General features: G+C 58.0%; 19 protein-coding genes. 16 read left to right on the top strand and 3 right to left on the bottom strand.

From position 1 onward, the window contains the following. Positions 1-57: 57 nt before the first annotated feature. From JJO78_RS13970 to JJO78_RS13895, 16 genes are all read left to right on the top strand, one after another. Entirely contained in the window at positions 58-1,014 is a 957-nt protein-coding gene (locus JJO78_RS13970) for a substrate-binding periplasmic protein (protein ID WP_075194285.1), read from the top strand. Positions 1,015-1,235: 221 nt separating this feature from the next. Next, positions 1,236-3,011: a PQQ-dependent methanol/ethanol family dehydrogenase gene (locus JJO78_RS13965; protein ID WP_075194286.1), complete on the top strand. Its 1,776-nt coding sequence runs from the start codon at positions 1,236-1,238 to the stop codon at positions 3,009-3,011. Positions 3,012-3,125: 114 nt separating this feature from the next. Beyond that, on the top strand, positions 3,126-4,247 hold the full coding sequence (locus JJO78_RS13960) for an efflux RND transporter periplasmic adaptor subunit (protein ID WP_075194287.1): 1,122 nt from the start codon (positions 3,126-3,128) through the stop codon (positions 4,245-4,247). A gap of 7 nt (positions 4,248-4,254) precedes the next feature. After that, positions 4,255-7,368 (top strand): efflux RND transporter permease subunit, encoded by a 3,114-nt coding sequence (locus JJO78_RS13955; protein WP_075194288.1) that lies wholly within the window; start codon positions 4,255-4,257, stop codon positions 7,366-7,368. Positions 7,369-7,387: 19 nt separating this feature from the next. Continuing rightward, entirely contained in the window at positions 7,388-8,044 is a 657-nt protein-coding gene (locus JJO78_RS13950; protein WP_226909974.1) for a CerR family C-terminal domain-containing protein, read from the top strand. Positions 8,045-8,155: 111 nt separating this feature from the next. Then, positions 8,156-9,676 carry an acetaldehyde dehydrogenase ExaC gene (gene exaC, locus JJO78_RS13945; RefSeq protein WP_075194290.1) on the top strand — a complete coding sequence of 507 codons (1,521 nt, stop codon included), beginning with the start codon at positions 8,156-8,158 and terminating at the stop codon, positions 9,674-9,676. Between the two features lie 364 nt (positions 9,677-10,040). After that, positions 10,041-10,112 carry a pyrroloquinoline quinone precursor peptide PqqA gene (gene pqqA, locus JJO78_RS13940; RefSeq protein ID WP_007153157.1) on the top strand — a complete coding sequence of 24 codons (72 nt, stop codon included), beginning with the start codon at positions 10,041-10,043 and terminating at the stop codon, positions 10,110-10,112. Between the two features lie 52 nt (positions 10,113-10,164). Further along, positions 10,165-11,094: a pyrroloquinoline quinone biosynthesis protein PqqB gene (gene pqqB, locus JJO78_RS13935; RefSeq protein ID WP_075194291.1), complete on the top strand. Its 930-nt coding sequence runs from the start codon at positions 10,165-10,167 to the stop codon at positions 11,092-11,094. A gap of 20 nt (positions 11,095-11,114) precedes the next feature. Then, positions 11,115-11,846 carry a pyrroloquinoline-quinone synthase PqqC gene (pqqC, locus tag JJO78_RS13930; RefSeq protein ID WP_178380755.1) on the top strand — a complete coding sequence of 244 codons (732 nt, stop codon included), beginning with the start codon at positions 11,115-11,117 and terminating at the stop codon, positions 11,844-11,846. A gap of 11 nt (positions 11,847-11,857) precedes the next feature. Further along, positions 11,858-12,121, top strand: coding sequence for a pyrroloquinoline quinone biosynthesis peptide chaperone PqqD (gene pqqD, locus JJO78_RS13925; RefSeq protein ID WP_075194481.1), 264 nt, complete (start codon positions 11,858-11,860; stop codon positions 12,119-12,121). After that, positions 12,118-13,272: a pyrroloquinoline quinone biosynthesis protein PqqE gene (gene pqqE / locus JJO78_RS13920; RefSeq protein ID WP_178380751.1), complete on the top strand. Its 1,155-nt coding sequence runs from the start codon at positions 12,118-12,120 to the stop codon at positions 13,270-13,272. Before pqqD ends, pqqE begins: the two co-directional genes overlap by 4 nt. Before the next feature lie 142 nt (positions 13,273-13,414). Continuing rightward, positions 13,415-15,124, top strand: coding sequence for a S9 family peptidase (locus JJO78_RS13915; protein ID WP_083637119.1), 1,710 nt, complete (start codon positions 13,415-13,417; stop codon positions 15,122-15,124). Between the two features lie 125 nt (positions 15,125-15,249). After that, a complete protein-coding gene (locus tag JJO78_RS13910) occupies positions 15,250-17,022 on the top strand; it encodes a CotH kinase family protein (RefSeq protein ID WP_226909973.1) in 1,773 nt (590 codons plus the stop codon). Then, positions 17,022-17,843, top strand: a complete 822-nt coding sequence (locus JJO78_RS13905; protein WP_075194294.1) for a polyphosphate polymerase domain-containing protein — start codon at positions 17,022-17,024, stop codon at positions 17,841-17,843. The genes JJO78_RS13910 and JJO78_RS13905 overlap by 1 nt, the downstream gene beginning before the upstream one ends. Beyond that, positions 17,804-18,382 carry a DUF4956 domain-containing protein gene (locus JJO78_RS13900; RefSeq protein ID WP_075194295.1) on the top strand — a complete coding sequence of 193 codons (579 nt, stop codon included), beginning with the start codon at positions 17,804-17,806 and terminating at the stop codon, positions 18,380-18,382. Before JJO78_RS13905 ends, JJO78_RS13900 begins: the two co-directional genes overlap by 40 nt. Continuing rightward, positions 18,379-19,500: an OprO/OprP family phosphate-selective porin gene (locus tag JJO78_RS13895; RefSeq protein WP_075194296.1), complete on the top strand. Its 1,122-nt coding sequence runs from the start codon at positions 18,379-18,381 to the stop codon at positions 19,498-19,500. Before JJO78_RS13900 ends, JJO78_RS13895 begins: the two co-directional genes overlap by 4 nt. On the opposite strand, the gene JJO78_RS13890 is transcribed toward JJO78_RS13895, so the two are convergent. The 3 genes from JJO78_RS13890 to JJO78_RS13880 are packed head-to-tail and all read right to left on the bottom strand — an operon-like array spanning position 19,490 to position 22,940. Then, positions 19,490-20,866 carry a sensor histidine kinase gene (locus JJO78_RS13890; RefSeq protein WP_085678976.1) on the bottom strand — a complete coding sequence of 459 codons (1,377 nt, stop codon included), beginning with the start codon at positions 20,864-20,866 and terminating at the stop codon, positions 19,490-19,492. The two genes, JJO78_RS13895 and JJO78_RS13890, sit on opposite strands and share 11 nt — an antisense overlap. After that, positions 20,863-21,510: a response regulator transcription factor gene (locus tag JJO78_RS13885; protein ID WP_041336799.1), complete on the bottom strand. Its 648-nt coding sequence runs from the start codon at positions 21,508-21,510 to the stop codon at positions 20,863-20,865. The genes JJO78_RS13890 and JJO78_RS13885 overlap by 4 nt, the downstream gene beginning before the upstream one ends. After that, positions 21,507-22,940 (bottom strand): response regulator, encoded by a 1,434-nt coding sequence (locus tag JJO78_RS13880; protein ID WP_075194298.1) that lies wholly within the window; start codon positions 22,938-22,940, stop codon positions 21,507-21,509. The genes JJO78_RS13885 and JJO78_RS13880 overlap by 4 nt, the downstream gene beginning before the upstream one ends. Positions 22,941-23,041 lie beyond the last annotated feature (101 nt).

Below are 23,041 nucleotides of genomic sequence, written 5' to 3'. Positions count from 1 at the left end.
ACCAAGCCTGTACTCAGGCCGGCCCTGTGCCGGCCTGGCGTCGTTGGGGAGAAAACAATGAAAACACTGTCCCGTATTGTTGTACTGATGCTGTTTTTCCAGGTGGTCCCGGCGCAGGAAGTGGATGACGGCGATCCGTTACTGAACAGGCCTGCGGAGCGAACCTACGACATCATTCTCGAATCCGGTTATCTGAAAGTTGGTGTTTATGAAAACTTCCCGCCGTACTCCTACGAGGTGAACGGAGAACCCCGTGGCATTGACGTGGAAGTGGGCAAACAGATTGCCGAAGCCATGGGCGTTGAATTCCGGGTGCACTGGATCGTGCCCGACGAAAACCTCGGAGATGACCTCAGAAACAACGTCTGGAAAGGGCACTACCTCGCCAAGCGCCGGCTGGCAGACGTGATGATGCGGGTGCCTTATGACAAGCAATATGCCTACATGCAGGATTCCACCGGGGAATACATCAACGAACAGGTGGTGCTGTTCGGCCCCTACCAGCAGGAAACCTGGCAGATTGCCTTCAATCCGGAGAAGATTGACGGTGTCGATACCGTCGCCAAGTTCCAGTACCACCCCATTGGCGTGGAGATCGATACCCTGCCGGACTTCTACCTGAGTTCCGGTTTGCAGGGCCGTATGCGGGATCAGGTCAGGCATTACCCGAACGTTCGCAAGGCATTCGATGCCATGCGCGAGGGCACGGTCAGTGCCGTTATGGGTATGCGCGCCGAGATCGATCATGAGCTTGGGCGCCCTGGAAATACCGAATTTCAGCTGGCAGGGAACGGCTTCCCGGGTATCGGCAAGCAGGTCTGGGACGTGGGCATGGCCATCAAGCATACCCATCGCCAGCTCGGTTATGCGATCGAAGCCATTATCGGTGACCTGGTGAAATCCGGCGACATGCAAGCACTGTTTGCGGAGCTCGGGCTGCGATATAGCGTTCCCCAATATTATCGGGAATTTCTCAGCGAGGAAGCGTTGACTAAGGCCGAAGGTCAGCGTTGATGACTCCCCGCTTTATTTCGAGCGATACATCAAGCCCGCGAAGCCCTCGCGGGCTTTGTTTTTGGAGGTAGTAATACCAAGTGATGAGAAAACCAGTGCCGGGGGGTAATTGTTGGTTTTCGTCCCAAAGCGAAGAATCACTTCAGAGGCGGGAAAAGTTCCCGGTTCATCCTGAAACAAAAACGATAGCACCGAAAACAAGAGACTTGGAGAGCGCAACCATGACATCGAACAAGTTCGGGATTCGCATTGCGGCCAGTGCCCTGGCGCTGGCGGTATCGTATGGGGCCCAAGCGGTCACCGACGAAGACATCATGAACGATCATAAAACGCCGGGCGATATTGTCAGTTACGGCATGGGTACCCAGGGTCAGCGCTTCAGTATCCTGGAAGACCTTAACACCAGCAACATTCAATACCTCCAGCCAGCCTGGGCGTTCTCGTTTGGCAGCGAGAAAATGCGCGGCCAGGAGTCGCAGCCATTGATCAAGGATGGCGTGATGTATGTGACCGCCTCCTATTCCCGTGTTTACGCTATTGATGCCAGAACCGGCGAGGAGATCTGGCAGTACGACGCGCGTTTGCCCGACGGCATCATGCCCTGTTGTGATGTGGTTAACCGTGGCGTTGCCCTATACGACGACAAGGTTATCTTCGGTACTCTCGATGCCAAACTCGTCGCTTTGAACAAAGATACCGGCAAGCCCATGTGGATCAAGAAGGTTGCCGACTACCAGGCGGGTTATGCCATTACCGCCGCACCTATCGTTGTCAAAGGCAAAGTGATTACCGGCGTTTCCGGTGGTGAGTTCGGTATTGTCGGCAAGGTGGAAGCCTACGACGCCAATACCGGTGAGCTGGTGTGGATGCGCCCGACTGTTGAAGGCCATATGGGCTATGTCTACAAAGATGGCAAGGCGGTTGAAAACGGCATTTCCGGCGGCAAAGCCGGACAGACCTGGCCGGGTGATATGTGGAAGAACGGCGGTGCTGCGACCTGGTTGGGTGGCACCTATGATCAGGACACCGACTCCCTGTTCTTCGGAACCGGTAACCCGGCACCCTGGAACTCACACCTGCGCCCTGGCGATAACCTGTTCTCATCCTCGCGGGTGGCAATCGATCCGGACGATGGCAGTATCAAATGGCACTTCCAGACCACGCCTCATGATGGCTGGGACTACGATGGTGTCAACGAGCTGATTTCGTTCGATTACAAAGAAAAGGGCAAAACCGTGAAAGCGGCGGCAACCGCTGACCGTAACGGCTTCTTCTACGTTCTGAACCGTGAGAACGGCGACTTTATTCGCGGCTTCCCATTCGTGGACAAGATCACCTGGGCTGAAGGCCTTGATCCGAAGACCGGTCGTCCGATCTTCAAGGACGGTGGCCGCCCGGGCGATCCTTCCGCAATGGAGGGAAGTAAAGGTGAGGTGGTTGTTGCCCAGCCGGCGTTCCTTGGCGGCAAGAACTGGATGCCCATGGCGTATAGCCAGGACACCGGGCTTTTTTATGTGCCGTCCAATGAATGGTCCATGGATATCTGGAACGAGCCAGTTTCCTACAAGAAAGGCGCGGCTTTCCTGGGTGCGGGCTTTACCATCAAGCCAGCTAATGACGATTACATCGGCGTGCTCCGTGCCATGGACCCAAAGACCGGCAAGGAAGTCTGGCGTTATGAAAACACCGCTCCACTGTGGGGTGGTGTGATGACAACCGCGGGCAACCTTGTCTTCACTGGTACGCCCGAAGGCTATCTGAAGGCTTTTGACGCCAAGACCGGCGAAGAGCTGTATAAGTTCAACACCGGTTCCGGCGTTGTGGGTACGCCTGTCACCTGGACCATGGACGGCGAGCAGTATGTCTCTGTGGCCTCTGGCTGGGGTGGGGCGGTTCCGCTCTGGGGCGGTGAAGTGGCCAAGGTGGTAAAGGACTTCAACCAGGGCGGTATGGTCTGGACGTTCAAACTGCCGAAGGATCGTGTTGCGAGCAACTGATCCCTGGAGTTTACCGACTCGGTATCGGGTCTAGAAGGGGCTGCCGAAAGGCAGCCCTTTTTTTTGGTACATCCTTTCAGTTTTAATCAAATGATTATATGATGCCTTAATCAGATGATTAAACAGGGGTGGCTTGTGGTGCTGGTAATCATTCTTGCGGTGCTGATACTGGCCGGCTGCTCGCCGGCTTCTGAACCACTGGATACCTCGTCTTCGCCACGGCTAGTGGACGTGGCAAATGTTGAGCCGGCTGAATCGATGTCCTGGATGACCTTGCCGGGCCGGGTGGAATCAAGCCGAAGAACCACGCTGAGCTTTGAAGTAACTGGCCAGGTGGAGTATCTGACCCTGGATGTTGGCGATGCCTTTCAGCGTGGCGATATCCTCGCAAGGTTGAATGGCGAGCGCTACCAACTGACGTATGAACGCAGTAAGGCGGCAGAGGTGGAGGCCAGGACAGGCCTTGCTGACGTTCAGCGCGAGCTACGGCGGCTGACAAGGCTGCGCCAGGGCGGGCATACCAGTGAAGCTACCCTGGAAAACGCAGAGGCAGCCGTGGCTGGTGCCAGGGCCAGGGTGGACTCCGCCGTCGCGTCCCGGAAACTGGCAGCGCGGGATCTGGAACAGACAAGCCTGCGGGCACCGTTCGATGGCACTGTGGCACGCAGGCACGCTGAACCCGGGCAACGAGTGGCGGCCAACGAGGTCATCTTCAACCTTGTTTCAAGTGGCGACGGTTTTGACGTGTTGACCCGGGTGCCGGAGAACGTCATCGGGCAGGTTCAGGCAGAAAGCCTCCAGTCAGTGTCAGTGCCCGCACTGGACGGCGCACAGACGACCGCGCGGGTAACACACATTGGCAGTCACGCCGCTGACGGGAATGATTACCCGGTTATCCTCCGTATGACTGGGTCCATGGCGGGGCTTCGCTCTGGTATGACCGCTGAAGTTTCTTTCAAGATAGCGACCGATAGCATGACCACGTCGGTTGACTCCTTTCGTGTGCCACTGACTTCCCTGTTATACCCAGTCCTGGGTGAGCCTCGGGTTCTGCTGCTTGATGACGCTAACCAACTGGTCTCCGTGCCGGTGAAAGTACTCTCGGTAGCAGACGGCGAGGCGGTGGTCACCGGGGGCCTGCAAGTGGGGCAGAAAGTTGTCGCGCGCGGTGTCGAGTTTGTCTCGATAGGTGACCGCGTCAGCATTCTGGGCCAGGGCCCACAACAGTTCCATTGAGGTGGTCATGAACCTCTCCCAGCTCGCGTTCCGTTTCCGTCCGGTTGTCCTGTTGGCCACCGTGGCCGCCATGTTCTTTGGCGCGTTCAGCTACCTCTCGCTTCCCACCAGGGAGGATCCCAGTATTACCGTCCGCGAGGCGGTGGTCAGTACCCGTTTTGCTGGCTTACCCGCCGAGCAGGTCGAGGAATGGATCACCAAGCCGCTGGAAACCCGGATTCGACAGGTTGCCGAGGTGGAGCATATCCGGTCCACCTCGATGCGGGGGCAGTCACTGATTCATGTTGAGATTCAGGATCGCTACTTCGATCTGGCTCAGATCTGGGATGACGTGCGCCAGAAGGTGGAGAGTGCCCGCAGTCAATTACCGGAGGGGACTGAGGCGCCAGTCGTCAATGACGATTTCGGTAATGTGGCCGTGGTCACTGCTGCGCTCACCTCAGATCAGTTCAGCCAGGCTGAACAACTGCAGATTGCCGAACATGTGCGCGCCCGTCTGTATGGTGTGGAGGGAACCCGTAAGGTGGAGTTGCACGGTGTGCAGCCGGAACGCATCTACATCGATGTCAGTGAATCCCGCCTTGCCAATCTTGGGCTGACGCCGGTTCAGTTGGCCTCACAGCTTAGTGATCGAAACGTTATCTCACCGGCGGGCGTTATGGAATCCGGAGAGCAGCGGCTGGCACTGCAGGTGTCGGGTGCGTTTCCGGACTTGGAAGCCCTGCGGGCATCGGACATTCGGTTGCCCGATGGTGGCTCCCTTCGCCTGGCGGACCTTGGAGCGGTCAATCGGGGATACCTGGATCCTCCGGCTAACACCGCTTACCACAATGGCAAGCGTGCAATTGTATTTGCCATCTCCATGACTGATGGCTATAGCGTCCTTGATTATGGCGAAGCCGTAAGGGCTCGCCTGGACAACATCGGGGCCAGCCTGCCGGCGGGCTATAACCTGGACATCATGACGTTCCAGGCGGACCAAGTGGCCAATGCGGTCTATGGCGTCAGCCTCAGTGTGATACAGACCCTGGCTATTGTTCTGGCGGTTGTGGTTCTGTTTCTGGGCATTCGCACCGGCCTGATAGTCGGCTCAACGGTACCGGCAGTCATGCTCGTAACCCTGGCATTGATGGGGCTCTTCGACATGACGTTGCAGCGCATGAGCCTCGCAACCCTCGTCATTGCCCTGGGGCTGTTGGTGGACAACGCGATCGTCGTTGCGGAGGACTTCAAAGTTCGCCTGGCGGAGGGTACGTCTCGTGACTTGGCGCTGAAACAGACCGGGGGTGAACTGTCTATGCCCCTTCTGTCGTCCACGCTGACCACCATTCTGGTCTTCCTGCCACTGATGTTGGCGGAACATGTCTCGGGCGAATATACCCGGTCGATATCAATAGTGATTGCCCTGTCGTTGCTGACGTCCTGGCTGCTGTCGATGACAGTGGTGCCGATATGGTGTCATCGCTTCATGCAACGCCCCGCTGATGATTCCGATCGCAGTGCACCTCAGCAACAAACCGGGCCGGCGGCATTATCCGAGCGCCTGTTCCGGGCTATGTCCAGTGGGTATGAGGTGGTGCTCAGACGCTGCCTGCGGCATCGGCCGTTATTCCTGATAGCGGTGGTGGCTTTGCTGTTGCTGGGTATTGGATTGATGCAGGTGGTGCCCAAGAAGTTCTTTCCCGATTCAGACCGGCATCAGGTATTGGTCTACCTGGATCTGCCATCTGACAGTGCGCCCTCTGCAACGGACCAGCAGGTTCAGGCGGTCAGCCGGTCGCTCACCGAATCTCTGGGTGACAAACTGACGGGTGTGGCGGCCTACGCCGGATTTGGTGGTCCCAGGTTCGTGTTGTCACTCACCCCCATCGATCCGGCGCCGAATAGAGGCTTCCTGGTGTTGAACGTGGCAAAGAGGGACCAGATGGCATCGGTGATGACAGCGGCGCGGCAACTGCTGGCTAAGGAGTTTCCGCAACTGTCCTCCCAGGTCACCCGGATGTTCCTCGGGCCTTCAGATTCCAACCTGCTGGAGATTCTGGTCAAGGGGCCAGACCGAGAGGTGCTCTACGATACTGCGGCAAAGGTGGAGGCAGAACTCCGCGCTATGCCGGGGGGCAGGGACGTGCGTCAGAGCTGGGAAGCACGCATACCGTCATTGCGCATCGAGGTTAACCAGGCACAGGCGGATCGCGCCGGTGTCACCTCTGCCGATATTGCCAGCTCGCTGAAAGGAGCCATTGATGGTTATCAACTGAGCCAGTTACGCCAGGGCGACACCCTGGTGCCCATTGTGTTGCGTTACCCGCCTGAAGTGAGGTCCCGATTGGAGCGCCTGAAATCGCTAGTGGTCTACCCGCTGAACGATCCTGGTGAGGGTGTTCCCCTGAACCAGGTGGCGACAATCGGGCTGGACGATGGCTACTACCGGATCGACCGGCACAATCTGGTTCGCGCCATTACCATCGAAGGACGAAACGATGCTTTGACTGCCGAGGACATGATGCCTCGCATTACCCCAACACTGAGATCCCTGGAGGCCTCTTTGCCGCCGGGCCATTGGGTTGAGTTTGACGGCGTGGTGGTGCAGTCCGCCGAAGGGCAGGCCTCGATGCAAGCCAACCTGCCATTGTGCCTGGGGTTGATCCTGATCCTGCTGGTAGCCCAGTTCAATTCCTACAAGCGCCCGCTGTTGATCGTGGTCACCATTCCCCTGGTGATACTGGGCGTATCAATAGGCCTATTGGCATTGCGGGCGGATTTCGGGTTCATGGTACTTTTGGGGATCTACAGCCTGGCCGGCATTATCATCAATAATGCCATCGTGCTGATCGAACGAATCGACCGGGAACGTCGTGACGAGGGGCATTCGCTGCAGGAGGCCGTTGTCCGCGCCTCCGTTCGACGGCTCAGGCCCATTGTCATGTCGGCTGCCACGACCATCCTCGGACTGTTGCCGCTGATTGTGGGTAAAGATCCGCTATTCTATGCCATGGCCAGCGCCATGGCCTTTGGTTTGGGCCTGGGAACCCTGATGAGTCTGGGCGTGGTGCCGGTGCTGTACACCTACTTTTTTGCCCGCGAATCAGGGAAGATGCCTCATGCAACCGAGACAACATAGTGCATTTGGAGAGAAAGCAGTGGCAAACGAGCCGGGCAAAGCCGAAGACGAAACCGCCCAAAAACTGATCCTGGCGGGCATGGAGTTGTTTGGTCAATATGGTTTCAAAGGCACCACGACCCGCATGATTGCCGAAGCCGCCGATTCCAATATCGGCTCCATTGCCTATTACTTCGATAATAAGACTGGCTTGTACCACGCCATTGCCCGGCATATTGCCCGGCGCATGAGAGAAGTTTTCGGTTTTACTGGCGAGCAATCGGCTGCAAGCGCCAGTGATTGCGATCAGGCCCTGGCCCAACTCGAACTCATCGTGAAACGCATGGTTCGCCAGTTCGCCCAGGCCCCGGAGGCTCGCCGCTGGCTCATGTTGGTGATGCGCGAACAGGCCAGTCCCACTGAGGCGTTTGATATCCTCTACGAGGAAACCTTCGAACGTGTCCATGTGCACCTGACCCGCCTGATTGCGGTCGTGATGGACCGGTCACCCGACGAGCGCCGGGTCATCATCGAGGCCCATACCGTCATGGGTCAGATTGTCTTTTTCCTTGTAGGCCGCTTCCCATTACTACGCAGGCTTGGGATAGAGGGCGAATTCCCTCCTGACGTCGTGGACACTGCCGAACAGGTGGTAATTTCCCACCTCCATGCCCTGGCGTTTACTACCAAGGGATGAGTTTTTCACCTCCATCGAATCATTCAACTATCCAGTGCCGGGGTCTACATTGAATAGGTAAACGCGCAAGGCCGCGTTGTCCTGCGACAAACACAACAAGAGGTCGAGACCATGATCTACGCACAACCTGGTAAGGAAGGCTCCGTCGTCTCCTTCAAACCCCGTTACGAGAACTACATCGGCGGCGAGTGGGTCGCCCCGGTCAAGGGTCAGTACTTTGAAAACATCACGCCGGTGACCGGCGATGTCATCTGTGAGATCCCCCGCTCCTCGGCCGAAGATATTGACCTGGCTCTGGATGCCGCCCACAAGGCCGCGCCAGCGTGGGGAAAAACTTCGACCACTGAGCGTTCCAATATCCTGCTGAGAATTGCCGACCGTATCGAGCAGAATGTTGAAATGCTGTCGGTCGCCGAAACCTGGGATAACGGCAAAGCCGTTCGCGAGACACTGAACGCCGACATTCCTTTGGCGGTTGACCACTTCCGTTACTTTGCCGGTTGTATCCGCGCCCAGGAAGACACGTCCAGCGCCATCGACAACAACACTGTGGCCTATCATTACCATGAGCCACTGGGTGTGGTTGGCCAGATCATTCCCTGGAACTTCCCACTGCTGATGGCTGTGTGGAAACTGGCGCCTTGTCTGGCAGCCGGCAACTGTACGGTGATGAAGCCTGCCGAGCAGACGCCAGCCAGCATCCTGATCCTGATGGACCTGATTGGCGATCTGTTACCCCCGGGCGTGGTTAACATCGTCAACGGCTACGGCATTGAAGCGGGCCAGGCCCTGGCCACCAGCAAGCGTATTGCCAAGATTGCCTTCACCGGCTCCACACCGGTGGGCTCCCACATTCTCAAATGCGCGGCCGAGAACATCATCCCCTCTACTGTAGAGTTGGGCGGCAAGTCTCCGAACATCTACTTCTCAGACGTAATGCAGGCTGAGCCGGAGTTTATCGACAAGTGTGTGGAAGGCCTGGTGCTGGCGTTCTTCAACCAGGGTGAGGTCTGTACCTGTCCGTCCCGTGCGCTGGTACAGGAAGACATGTACGAGGAGTTCATGGCCAAGGTTGTTGAACGCACGAAGTCCATCAAGCGTGGCAACCCGCTCGATACCGATGTGCAGGTCGGCGCTCAGGCCAGCAAGGAGCAGTTCGACAAGATCATGTCCTACCTCGACATCGGCAAGCAGGAAGGCGCGGAAGTGCTGACCGGCGGTGGCCGTGAGGAAATGGACGATGCCTATAACAATGGCTTCTACGTTCAGCCCACGCTGTTCAAAGGCAAGAACAACATGCGTGTGTTCCAGGAGGAAATCTTTGGTCCGGTGGTGGGTGTAACCACCTTCAAGGACGAAGAAGAAGCCCTGGCCATCGCCAACGATACCGAGTTCGGTCTGGGTGCCGGTCTCTGGACCCGCGACATCAACCGTGCCTATCGCATGGGCCGCGCCATCCAGGCGGGCCGCGTATGGACCAATTGTTACCACCAGTACCCGGCGCACGCTGCCTTCGGTGGTTACAAGAAGTCCGGCGTTGGCCGCGAGAACCACAAGATGGCGCTGGACCATTACCAGCAGACCAAGAACCTGCTGGTCAGTTACGACATCAACCCGCTGGGCTTCTTCTAAGTCCGCCAATGACTGTTGTGCCCGGGTCCTCCCACACAGGCCCGGTGGCGAGTCAGCACATGGATGTGCACATTCCTCCCCGGTGTCTGGCCGGGGTGCATCTCTACCGGGTTGTAGTTGACTGGTGGGGGTGGATGGGTCTTCCTGCCATTTTTAGGTCCTTCCCAGGGCCTTTTTTTGTGTCTGCGCCGGCGTTCACCGGAATGGGTCGAAAGGATGAATTTCAGGGCCCGGATCGGCTGGAAATCAGTGCCAAAGTACCATATTTGCCTTTTCGTGGACTGGGTAGGATTGAAGGTGAGTTGCCGGATGACCGGTTAACGGATCCTCAATGCCACAACAATCATCACAAGAGGTAAGCGTTATGTGGACCAAACCAGCCTATGAAGACCTGCGGATCGGCTTCGAAGTCACCATGTACTTCGCCAACCGCTGAGAAGTGATGGCCAGCCTAGTGCGCTGGCCATTTTGCTTCTGGAGATTTCGTTATGCAGATTCGTATCCTCGGTTCCGCCGCCGGCGGAGGGTTTCCCCAGTGGAACTGCAATTGCGCCAACTGTGATGGCTTCCGCAAAGGGACCCTGAACGCCAGCGCACGTACCCAGTCATCCATCGCCATAAGCGAAGACGGCGTGCACTGGATTCTCTGTAACGCCTCTCCTGACATTCGTGCTCAACTGGCAAGCTTTGATGCCATGCAGCCGGCGCGTGCGCTTCGGGATACCGGAATTAACGCGGTGTTGCTGTGCGACAGCCAGGTGGATCACACCACCGGTTTGCTGATGTTGCGCGAGGGGTTGCCCCTGGACGTGTGGTGTACCGCCCAGGTGCATGAAGATCTGAGCAGCGGCTTTCCACTGTTTCGCATGCTCACCCACTGGAGCGGTGGCCCCCAGTGGCATGAAGTACCCTGTACCGATCAACAGTCTTTTTCCATTCCCTGCGCCCCGGCGTTGCGGTTGACGGCCATTCCGTTACTCAGTAATGCGCCGCCGTATTCGCCGCGCAGGAATAATCCCCACCCGGGAGACAACATTGGGCTTTTCATAGAAGACACCCGCAGTGGTGAAACCGTCATGTACGCCCCGGGGCTCGGGCAGCCCGATGAGCAGATTCTGCAGTGGATGCGCAAAGCCGACACGCTGCTGGTGGATGGTACCGTTTGGCACGACGATGAAATGTTGCGCTGCGAGGTGGGTACCCGTACCGGTCAGGAAATGGGGCATCTTGCCCAGAGCGGCCCCGGGGGCATGATCGATGTGCTGGATACCATGCCAGCACGCCGGAAAATCCTTATCCATATCAATAACACCAACCCCATTCTCAACGAAGACTCCCCGGAACGGGCCGTGCTGGCCAGGCACGGCATTGAGGTGTCGTTTGACGGCATGCATCTGGATATGAAGGTGCCCTCGTGAACGCACTCGCTACACCTGTCATGAATCGCGGGGATTTCGAGCAGGCCCTGCGGGCAAAGGGCCAGTACTACCACATCCACCATCCGTACCATAAAGCCATGTATGGCGGTGATTGTACTCCTGAGCAGATTCGTGGCTGGGTCGCTAACCGGTACTACTATCAGATCAACATTCCCCGCAAGGACGCGGCGATCATGGCCAACTGCCCGGATGCCTCGGTGCGCCGGTTGTGGCTCCAGAGAGTACTGGATCACGATGGCCACAGTGACGACGAAGGCGGTATCGAGGCCTGGCTGAGCCTGGCGGAAGCAGTAGGGTTAACTCGGGACGAGGTCATCGACCAGCGCCACGTGCTGCCGGGTGTGCGGTTTGCGGTTGATGCGTACCTGAACTTTGCCCGACGGGCGACCTGGCAGGAAGCGGCCTGTTCCTCCCTGACGGAACTGTTTGCGCCGGAGATTCACCAGTCCCGGCTCGATAGCTGGCCTCAGCATTATCCCTGGATCCAGACCGATGGTTATGGCTATTTCCGCAAGCGGTTGTCGGAAGCGCGCCGTGACGTGGAACATGGCCTCACCATCACCCTCGATCACTTCACCACCGCGGCACAGCAGGCCCGTGCCCTGGAAATCCTTCAATTCAAACTGGATATCTTATGGTCTATGTTGGATGCCCTGACTATGGCTTATCAGCACCGCACGCCGCCGTACCACACCGTAACCAGCCAGCCAGTCTGGCACCGGGGGGTGTAGTGGCCACGCCCATGGAGCGCACACCGCGACTTCGCCCGGGTTTCCGCTTCCAGTGGGAGCCGGCCCAGAACGCCCATGTGCTGTTGTATCCCGAAGGTATGGTGCGGTTGAACGACAGCGCCGGGGCGGTGCTGAAGGAAGTGGATGGCCAGCGCACGGTGGCCGATATTGTCGCTATCCTGGAACAGCAGTTCCCCGATGCGGGATCCCTGGCAAACGATGTCAGTGATTTCCTCAAGGACGCCGAACAGCAGCATTGGATACTGTTTCCATGAGTCAGCACGACACCATGCCGACGGGCGATCGCCCTGGTATTGGTCCGCCCCTATGGCTGCTGGCGGAATTGACCTACCGCTGTCCACTGCAGTGCCCTTACTGTTCCAATCCACTGGATTTCGCGCAGACCCAGCAGGAATTAAGCACCGAAGAGTGGGTCAGGGTGCTGCGCCAGGGCCGTGAGATGGGAGCAGCCCAACTGGGCTTTTCCGGCGGCGAACCGCTGGTGCGTCAGGACCTTCCGGAGCTGATTGCAGAAGCCAGGCAGCTGGGCTATTACACCAATTTGATAACCTCCGGCCTGGGGCTCACCGAGGCCAAGGTGAACGCCTTCCGCGACGCCGGGCTGGACCATATCCAGGTCAGTTTCCAGGCCTCAGACCCGGAACTGAACAACGCCGTGGCCGGCTCACGCAAGGCTTTCGAGCAGAAGCTGGCGATGGCCCGTGCGGTAAAAGAAGCGGGTTACCCCATGGTGCTCAACTTTGTGATCCATCGGCACAATATCCACCAGATGAACGATATCATCAGTTTGTGTGAGCGATTGGGTGCGGATTACGTGGAGTTGGCCACCTGCCAATACTACGGCTGGGCGTTCGAAAACCGTGAGGGGTTGATGCCCTCCAAGGCACAGCTGGAAAAGGCTGAGGCCGAAGTAAACATCTATCGCAAACGTCTGGCAGATGACGGCTCGGCGATGAGGTTGATCTTTGTCACCCCGGACTATTACGAGGAGCGGCCAAAGGCCTGCATGAACGGGTGGGGCAGCCTGTTCCTCACCGTGGCGCCGGACGGCACCGCCTTGCCCTGCCACAGCGCCCGCCTGTTACCCATTGAGTTTCCCAATGTACGGGATTCCTCGCTACACTCCATCTGGTATGACAGCCCGGGTTTCAACCATTACCGGGGTGACAGCTGGATGCCGGAGCCGTGCCGGTCCTGCGACGAAAAAGGAAAGGATTTCGGCGGCTGCCGATGCCAGGCCTACCTGCTGACCGGTAATGCCGACAACGCCGACCCGGTTTGCAGTAAATCACCCCATCATGACCGCATCCTCGCCGCCCGCCAAGCGGCGGACCATGCCACCGCCGGGTTGGAGGAGCTGACCTATCGCAACGCCAACAACTCCCGGTTGTTCTTCAGGGGCTGATGCGCCCCGTGAGCCAGATGCAACGACAAAGCTGACGTCAGAACAGGCCTCGTCGGCGCTTTTACAGCGTACAGAGCTAGCGGCATCTGCGACCGGTGAATTCTGGCTGGAGTCCGACCCGGTCAGTGGTGGCAATGTGATAATGACCTTGGAGGCGGGTGTCGGGATTCCTTTGCTCTCTCGCAGCTTCAGCGCTCGCAGCCAGGTTAACGGTTATGGAGGTGGTGCGCTGTGTGCCGGGCCCGAAAGCGTATTCGCCGTCGAGGCGTCCGGGCAGCAGGTTTATCACATTGATACGGCCACAGGGGCGTGCTCTCCACTCACTGACGACGATGCCTGCTATGGCGGACTCTCCTGGGACGCGGCGCATCACCGGGTGTTGGCAGTGCGTGAGGCGAACGGCCGCCAGCAACTGATGGGTATTGCCCTAACGGACAGTGAATCAGCGAACTGCATACTCCACGAGTCGGAAGACTTTTACAGCGCCCCGACGGTATCGGCCGACGGGCGGCACCTGGCCTGGGTGAGCTGGTCACTACCGGACATGCCCTGGGTTGCCTCCGTACTCTGGACAGCATCGATTCAGCGGGACGGCTCACTGACCCAGGCGCGACGCTGGCCTTCGCCCTCAGAAGGCAGTGTTCAGCAGCCGATATTTGATGGCGACGACGTGATTGTGTTGTCGGATCATGAGGGGTGGTGGCAACCTTGGCGGCTGACGTCCGGCGGGCAATGGCACTTGCTGGATGACAGCCGGGAGGATCATGCCAGCGCCCCCTGGCAACTGGGTGAGCGTCACCACCAATGCCTTCCCGACGGTGGTTGGGTACGTATGCGGTACCAGGCTGGAGTAGGGCAGTTGTGGTTGTTTTCAGGGCATGAAGAAACAGGCGTGCGGATCGCCAGGGAGTATGTCGACTTTCGATGCCTGGTTGTGCAGGGCCAGAGGGTGTTGTGTATTGCCCGCTCGTCCACCCGGCTCGACACGGTGTTGTCGGTCGATTGGGGCACCGGACATGCCGAGCCACTCTCCGGTGGCGAAGAGCCTTTCCCTGGAATGACATTGTCTCAGCCGGAACTCTTCAGCGTTCCGCCATCAGCCGGTGGTGTCGATGCCATCAGCGGTTTTTTCTACCCGCCAGTGCCATCCGCGTCTGATGGTAAGTCGGTACCAATCATCCTGATTGCCCATGGCGGCCCGACCTCCACGACCTATCCGGTACTCAACCTCCAGACCCAGTTCTGGTGCCGTCAGGGGTTTGCCGTGGCTGAAGTGAACTACCGCGGCAGTTCTGGCTTCGGCCGGGCCTTTCGCATGGCGTTGGCGGGGAACTGGGGACGTGTGGACGTGGCGGATATGGAACGTGCTGCTCGCTGGCTGGTCGCCAACAAAGCCGTTGATCCCGCCAGGCTTTTCATCCAGGGCCGCAGTTCGGGCGGTTATACCGCATTGCTGGCCATGGTCCAAACCGACGTGTTTGCGGCGGGCGCCAGCCAGTTCGGTGTCAGTGATCCCCGGCGGCTGAGAGCGATGACGCATCGATTTGAATCCGGTTATCTGGACTGGTTGTTGGGATCTCCCGACGACTGTCCCGACAACTGGCAGCAGAGGTCGCCACTGGCTCAGGCAGATCGCCTCTGTCGACCGATGATCTTTTTCCAGGGTGCGCAGGATCGGGTGGTGGTCCCGCAGCAGACCACTGCCATCGTCAATGCGCTGCGTCGCAATGGTGGCTCTCCGGAGGTGTATGTGTACCCTGACGAGGGTCACGGATTTCGCAAGCAGAGCAACGTTGCCGATATGCTGGAACGATTGCTTCGGTTCTATCGCAGGCAGTCGACCGATCAGTAATGTGACGCCTGTCCGCTTTCCCGTTTCGCTGTAAGACAGTCTTACATACAGTTTTCAGTCCCCCCGACAATACTCTTCCATCAGACAAGAAACCGGCCAATTCGGCCTGATGTGGGGACAAAACAATGAAAATAGGGACTGATGGATTTCCGGGAAAGGCAGTCGTTCTGCTGGGCGCTCTGGCGGTATTGACCGGCTGCGGTGGCGGCGGGAGCAGCAGCGAATCCAGCCCTTCGGATTTTGACGCACCGGTAGAGCCGGTCAACATTGGCGGTGATGGCGATATTTTTGACCCGGAGCGCCTGCTCGACGTGGAAATCACCATGTCCGCCAGCAACTGGCGAACATTGAAAGCCGAGGCGCGAACGTTGGCTGACACCTCCCGCGAATGCCTGCCCGAGTTCGAGTACACCGAGTTGCCCGCCACCGTCACCATCGACGGCGATACCATGGGCAACGTGAACGTGCGAAAAAAAGGCTTTATCGGGTCCCTCAGCCCGGATCTGCCTTCCCTAAAACTGGATTTTAACGACCTGCAGGAAGGGCGCACTTACCAGAACGTGTCCCGTATGACCCTGAACAACAATCGTCAGGATCCCTCCAATGTTCGTCAATGCCTGGCTTACGACCGGTTCCGGGATATCGGTATCGCAGCGCCGTTATGCAACTACGCCCAGGTGACCGTCAATGGCGAGGATTTGGGGGTTTTTGCCCATGTTGAACCTATACGGAAGCCCTTTTTGCGGCGCACGTTTGGCGATGACTCGGGCAATCTGTATGAGGCGCAGCAGGCCGATTTCGGCAACTATCTGATCCGCCGGTTCGAGACCAAGACCAACGAAGACGCCAACAACCGCTCTGATCTGCAAGCCGTTGCGGACGCCATGGCGCTGGATGATGAGGCGATGATGGACGTGTTGCCCCAATTGCTGGATGTGGATGAGTTCATCCGTTTCTGGGCCATGGAAACCTTGCTGGGAGCGTGGGATTCGGCGAGCGGCAACGCCAATAACTTTTACCTCTACCATTCTCCGGACGATGGGCTGTTCCACTTCATCCCCTGGGGTGCCGATACCGCCTTTCGTGGAACCCATCCCCTGAAGCCTGGCTCCGCGCCTCTGTACCGTAACTTCCGTCTGGCGGAGCGGCTTTATGGGATGCCGGAATACCGCCAGCAATACCTGGACGCGCTGGAAGACCTGTTGGCCAACCACTGGGACGAAGAAGCGATGCAGCTGGAGATCGAGCGGGTGATGGCGTTGACCGGGACCACGAAGGCCGACGTTGAAAGTGTTGAAAGCTTCCTGCTTGGCACCGGCATGCCCGGAGACGACGGGTATGAGCGATCGCAACGGGAGGTGTTGCTCAGCGCCATCGCCGGAAACGAGCCGGAAGAGGCGGTGACCTTGCTGGAGGATACCCAGCCGGACTGCTCCGAGCCGGCCAAGACCAACCTGACCGCCAGTGTTTCAGCGGTATCCGGTACAGACTCCGGGGTATTCAGTTTCACCTTGCCGGATGGTCGACAGGTCAGCGCGAGCCTGACGTTCGCTGCCTTTGAAGTAGACAGCCTGGTGTACTCCGTTGACACCGAGCAGGCTCCCGCCGTGCACAGTTTATTGCTGATTGGTGTCGACGCCGCCCAGGGCTTCAAGCCTTATGTGTTGCAGGTATTTATCGAAGACACCGATTACAGACCCGGAACCCATAAACTCCATGGCTTTGCCACCAATGCGCTGCTCTTTGAAGTGGATGAATCCGTACCTGGCGACGTGGTGTCACTGGCGCTGGGGGCGACCGGCACCATCACCCTCAGCAGCGTAGGCAGCGGCGCAAACGCCGGCGATGTGGATATGGACATCGACATGACCATGGAATACCTGCCGGGTACTGAATAATGGTCAGTTGTTTCAGCCTGAACGCATTTGAATCCCACTCACTGGCGGATCAGAGCTCGTCAGCGTTGATGGATCGGGTGGATACCAAGTATCTGATCGACGCTGCCGAACTGAACCAGTGTCTGGCAGAGCTGACGGCAGAGTACACGGTGCTGGAGATGAACGGGTGTCGGGGAATGGCATACGACACGCTCTATTTCGATACGCCCGGCCGGCAGCTCTACCTCGATCACCACAATGGCAAACTGAACCGCGTAAAGGTCCGCACTCGCCACTACCGGGCCACCGGTGAGCGTTTTCTGGAGGTCAAGGTCAAGACCAACAAACTGCGCACCTCCAAACAGAGAATGGTATTGACCGGGGCGGAGCCAGACGCACGAATTCTGCGTCACTTCCTTCAAGAGCAATTGGGCCTGCCGGCGACACGGATGCTGCCGGCTCTTTTTGTTCACTACCATCGCATCACGCTGCTCAGCAGAACCGGTCACGAGCGGGTTACCGTGGATACGGATATCTGCTTCGAGCATAGCGGGGAACACCAGCGGATCGGGTTGCCGGGCGTTGTGTTGGTGGAGGTCAAATCGTTGCGCCATCAGCGGCGTTCACCCGTTCTGGACATCCTGAAAAGGATGGGCCACAGGCCCGTCAGCTTCAGCAAATACTGCATCGGCACGGCGCTGCTGTGCCGGGGCCGGATCAAGGCCAACCGCTTCAAGCCAGTGTTGTCGAAGCTTGATGCGCTCAGGGCCCCGAGAGAATACCGCTACTTCAAGGAGTCATCATGGAATCTGCAGTTGATGTCCATTTCTTTATCCGCCTGATCATTAACCTGATCTCGGTTTTCATCCTGATCCGTTGTTACTACGCATTTTCCCACCATCGTGAAAACGCCGCCTCGTTCATCCTGTTTGGCGTGGGTGTGTTCCTGGTCACGGCGTTACTGAATTCGGTGACCGTGTCCATGGGTTTCGCCTTTGGGTTGTTCGCGGTGTTCTCGATGTTGCGATACCGCACCGAAGCATTGGGCATCAAGGAAATGACCTATCTGTTTTTGGTGATCGCCATGGCGCTGTTGGCGGCCGTCGGGAACGTGGAGCATTGGGTGTTGGCGTGCCTGAATGGCCTGGTGATCGCCATCGCCTTGTTGCTGGAAACCCGGATGATGTTGCCATTGTGCGGCGAGAAGGACATCGAGTACGAAAAAATTGACCTGATTCACACCGACCGTCAGGACGAACTGATTGCCGACCTGCGATCTCGGACTGGCCTGGATGTGAATCGGGTGGATGTGGTTTCCGTGAGCTTTCTGCGGGATACAGCGCAGCTAAGGATGCATTACCGCATGGAGCAGGGATCATGATGGACGATCTGCGCTGGGCAATGCTGGTGATGTGGCTGATGGCCTGCTTTTCCCTGCAGGTGCGTGCAGACACCACTGATTTTGAGGCCGACATCGGCGGCTACGTGGTGGGCGGTGTGGACCATTATGGCGCTTTCCATGACGAAGATGGCGTTGACTCGACCACGAACACGGTACTGCGGAAATTCAGGCTTGGACTTGAACTTGCCTATGGCAAACACTGGTCCTTCGAGCTTGATGGTGACTATCAGTACGACGGTGATGAGCAGGTACTGGAATTCGATGACGTCTGGTTGCGATACGATGGCTTTGGCTGGGGTGGCGTCCAGGTGGGTCGGATGAAAGAGCCTTTTGGTTTTGAACGTACCAGTGGCTATTCCAGCCTGATGACCAACGAACGCTCCCTGGCGACCAGTGCCTTTGCGCCGGGGCGCTCCGAAGGCGTGATGGTAAACCGGGCCGGTAAAAAGGCCACCTGGGCACTGGGCGTATTTCGGGAAAGTGGCGATTCCCAGGCTCCCAGGGCGGTAACGGGCCGCGTGACCTTTGCCCCGCTTCACACTGAACATCAGACAATCCATCTGGGCCTGGCCGGATCCTGGCGTGACATGCGCGGCGAACGGTTCCAGATACGCGATCATGGGGAGGTCTACAGCGCCGACAATGTGATCCGAAGCCCGCGTTTTGACGCGGATGACCTGGCACTGTTGGGTGGCGAGTTTGCCTGGAGTCGCGATTCAGTCACCGTCACATCGGAGGCGATGACCCAGCGTGTCAGGCAGGTCGGGGGCGATGAGTGGCAATTCAGTGGCGGCTATGCCCAACTGGGTTATCTGCTCACGGGCGAACACCGGGGGTATAGCCGGGGCGAGTTCGACCGCATTGACCCACTCAGCCATCTGGGGGCCGTCGAGCTGGTGGCGCGCTGGAGTGGGGTGGATCTCCGGCAGCGGGATGTGGGCGCCGAAGCCTCCATAGCGATGCTGGGGATCAACTATTATTGGCGTAAATCGGTTCTGCTGAGGGTGAATTACCTGATTCCGACCATCAGCGGCAATGCTTTGATGGCAAACCCCGATGGGGATGCGGTCACCGTGCGTGCCCAGCTCAGGTTCTGACGCGATCGGCCTCCAGGGGCAGCGCCAGTGTCACCCGCGTCCATTGCCCCAGCGCACTGCTAATCGACAGTGTCCCACCGTGGTGGCGCAGGATGGTCTGGCAAATGCTAAGGCCCAGCCCGAGGTTTTCCGGTGTGTCACTGGTCGAATAGAAAGGATCCGTCAGGCGACGTATCTCCTCCTCGGGAATGCCGCAGCCATTATCGGCCAGTGTGATATCAAGGGTCCGGGCATCGCGAGTCGTCGACACATGAATGATGGCGGGCTGACGATCCAGTTGGCTCTGAAGCGCCGAGGCAGCATTGAGAAACAGATTCACGAACACCTGAGTCAGCGCCGAAGGGTAGCAAGGTACTGTTAGGGTTTCCGGTACGTCGATCTCCAGGTCAATGCCGCGCAGTTTGTGTTTGGTGAAGCGCGTGGCGGCATTGATAAGCCCCGTGAGGTTTGCCAGTTCTTTGGCGTGCTCCGGATGAGGGACAGAGAAATCGATAAGGTCCGAGACGATGTCGGCAATGCGTTTCTGATGCGCCGCGGCATCGTCGATCGCTTCGCCCAGTTCGGGGTCTTCGTTGATATCCTTTGCGTACTGCAGCGCCTGCACGGAGCAGTTGACCGGATTCATGATTTCATGGAGCAGGCCCTTGGCCATGTGACTGAGGGCCTGATGCTTCTGTTGCTGGATCAGGTTTTCCTCAGTCACCTGAAGCGTTCGCAGAGTGCGGCTCAACATCCGGTTTCTGTCGCGCAACAGGAACTGCAGCGCCAGGATGTTTCGCACGAAGCGACGAAAAAAAACGGCTAACAACGGTGAAATGACCAGGCACATCAGAACCAGCCAGTTCAACAACACTTCCTGTAGCTTGGTTGCCACATCCGCTGCGGGTACCGCGGCCCAGGTAGCGGCGTAGAGAAACGCCAGATTGATGGCGATCATGATCAGGGTATGCCGTGGCGACAGCGTCACGATGCCGAGGAAGCTGATGAAGAAGTAGAGCCCGATCGTCGGTGTGAGATCTCCACCGGTTTTGATAAAGGCAAGATAGCTGAACAGGGCCATGTTCAGGAAAACCAGATACATGATCAGTGGCGTGCGAAAACGCACGGCCTTGAATCGGTGGGCCACAATGAGACAGGAGAGAATCGTGGTGTAGACAAACAGTCCGCTCGGAACGTTGGCAGGGCCAAGCTGTGTGGCCAGCGTCATCATGTGCGCAAGGGTTCCGATCAGTGTGATTAGCAGCGAGACGTCCGCAAAGACCGGCAGGAAACGGAACCGGGATTGGGCGCTATAGAAACGCTCGAACTGTCGTTGCTTGCGTGGAGTAAGTTGCTGAACCTGTTGCAGGCCGTCGAGTATTTTCATGAGTCGAGATTGTTCCTGAAGCGTTTCATGAACAGCATCAGATCCGGTTGCCGTTCAAAGCCCATCTTGATGAATATTCGGTCCTTGTAGGAGTGCACTGTTTTATAGGAAACCCCGAGTCGATCCGCAATGGTCTTGAACGCGACCCGATCCGCCATGAGGCGTGCCACTTCCCGTTCACGGGCAGATAGCGCGTGAAACGCCTCCAGATCTGGTGATGTTGTGGTAGCGGGTGCCTGGCACGAGTCCGCGTCCACATACACTTGCCCGTTGCGAATGTAGTGCAGGGATCGAATGAGTTCCTGTACTGACTGAGTCTTGGCCACAACCGTTTTGATGCCTGACTCCAGATAGATCGCCAGGCGGGCTGGAGAGACCGGTCGCTCGACCAGCAGTAGCACAGACAGCGCGGGGTGATTGGAAAGGGCCACTTCGGCGATGGTCAGGCCATCGTTGTCCTGCAGGGCTTCCTCAATGATCAGCACGGTAGGCCTGACGGTCGGCAACTGCTCCAATGTATCGACACCGGTTGCGGACTCGCCCACCAGATCAATGTTCTCTTCAAGAAGCAGCTGATAGAGGATGGCGTCCCGGTACAGGCGCTTGTCGATGGTGACGTACAGCCGGATATCATCTTTTGTCACGGCTGCCGGCTCCCGCCCGAGGGCGCGCGCAGAGGCAACGACAGCTCAAGGGTGAAGCGTTGTTGGCCTCCCTGAAGGAGAACTTGGCCGCCCTGTTGTTGGGCCATGATGTAGAGCGCAAGCAAGGCGCCCTGTTGCTTCAGTAATTGGCTGGAAACACGCGCCATTGGCGAAAGGACATGACTGTATAGGTGGAGGTTCTTGCCGGCTTCCAGCCGAAGGGTCGTGACGTCCTCATCCTGCTCTCTTATGAGGTGGTCACGGCTCATTCCGGACGCGCTCAACAGCACATCCAGCGCTGACTGAATGGCGTCGGGCAGGGTACCGTTGTTGGGAACGGCGTCGGTTAACGGTATCTCCAAATACCGAGTCAGTTCGGCGCGTAGCCCGCGGACCAGAGCGTTATCCAGAGCCTCAGGGCTATGGTCACGAAAGTGGGAGGCGCCGGGAGGCAAGGTGCTGATGGCGTCCATATCCCTCAGGAAATTCTGTATCACGTCCCGTGACGCCAAGGGAACTGATGGCGATTCGGTCAGAGCCCTGAGAAGAGCGGCTTTTCGCCGTTCGCGAACGCCCTCGAAACGCTCAGCAAGTGCAAATTGCCACTGCTCCGATTTCTGGCGCGATGCGTGGTGCTGAGCAATAGCGTCGTCCAGCACCGGGAGCAGGGATGCGGCATGCCACGGCTTCTTCTGATAACGGAAGATTCGCCCCTGATTAACCGCGCCCAGCGCAACGTCCAGTTCCCCGTAGGCCGATGTGAGGATGCGAGTAATATGGGGATAGGACTGTCGCATCTCGTTGATCAACTGCAGTCCTTTCATGCCTGGCATGCGCTGATCTGTCATCAGGACTGCAGTCCGGTGACCTTCCTGATGGAGAGTCTCCAAAGCCTGCTGAGCGCTGGCGGCGCAGCGGATTTCGAAGCGGTCCTGCATCCGCATCAGCTGTTTGCTCAGGTACTTGGTCGCCGATTGTTCGTCGTCAACGATCAGTACCAGCGGCTTGGGGTGTTCGCTCTCGACGGGAGTGGGCCCGGCGTTATCCTGTACCGACATGGTGGCTGCAAACAGGTCGGTGCGTACGAGGTTGATGTCCCAAGGCTTGGCGTAGCAGCGGTCGACAACCCTATTCTCCAGCAAGTGAATGATCTGATCGAGGGAAAACTGGCCGCCAATGACGATTCGCAAGCAGCAGCCACCATCGCTGACCTGCTGAAGTAGAGAAGACGCCAGCAACTGATCGGTGTCGGTGGTGATGAATACGAGCGCGTCGGGCAGGGATCGGCCCCGTGCAATGGCGGCCAGGGCCTCTTGGTCAGAGGAGTAGCTGTCAATTGAAAATGCCCCGGCAAAATCCTGGAGAAAAGCATCCCGATCGTCTTCCCGGTCGTACCTGAGAAGTACCCGATGTGGTTGATCAGCGGACATGTGAGCTGGATCCTTGGAGACAGGTTGGCCGAGCGATAATACCAATCGGGTATCGACCCGAATGTAGGAACATCCTACGCTGTTTGGGTGCCGAAAATCCC

Origin of the sequence: Marinobacter sp. DS40M6, assembly GCF_028581595.1 — a bacterium.
GTDB classification, from domain to species: domain Bacteria; phylum Pseudomonadota; class Gammaproteobacteria; order Pseudomonadales; family Oleiphilaceae; genus Marinobacter; species Marinobacter salarius.
This window is presented reverse-complemented; position numbering and strand designations above follow the sequence as displayed.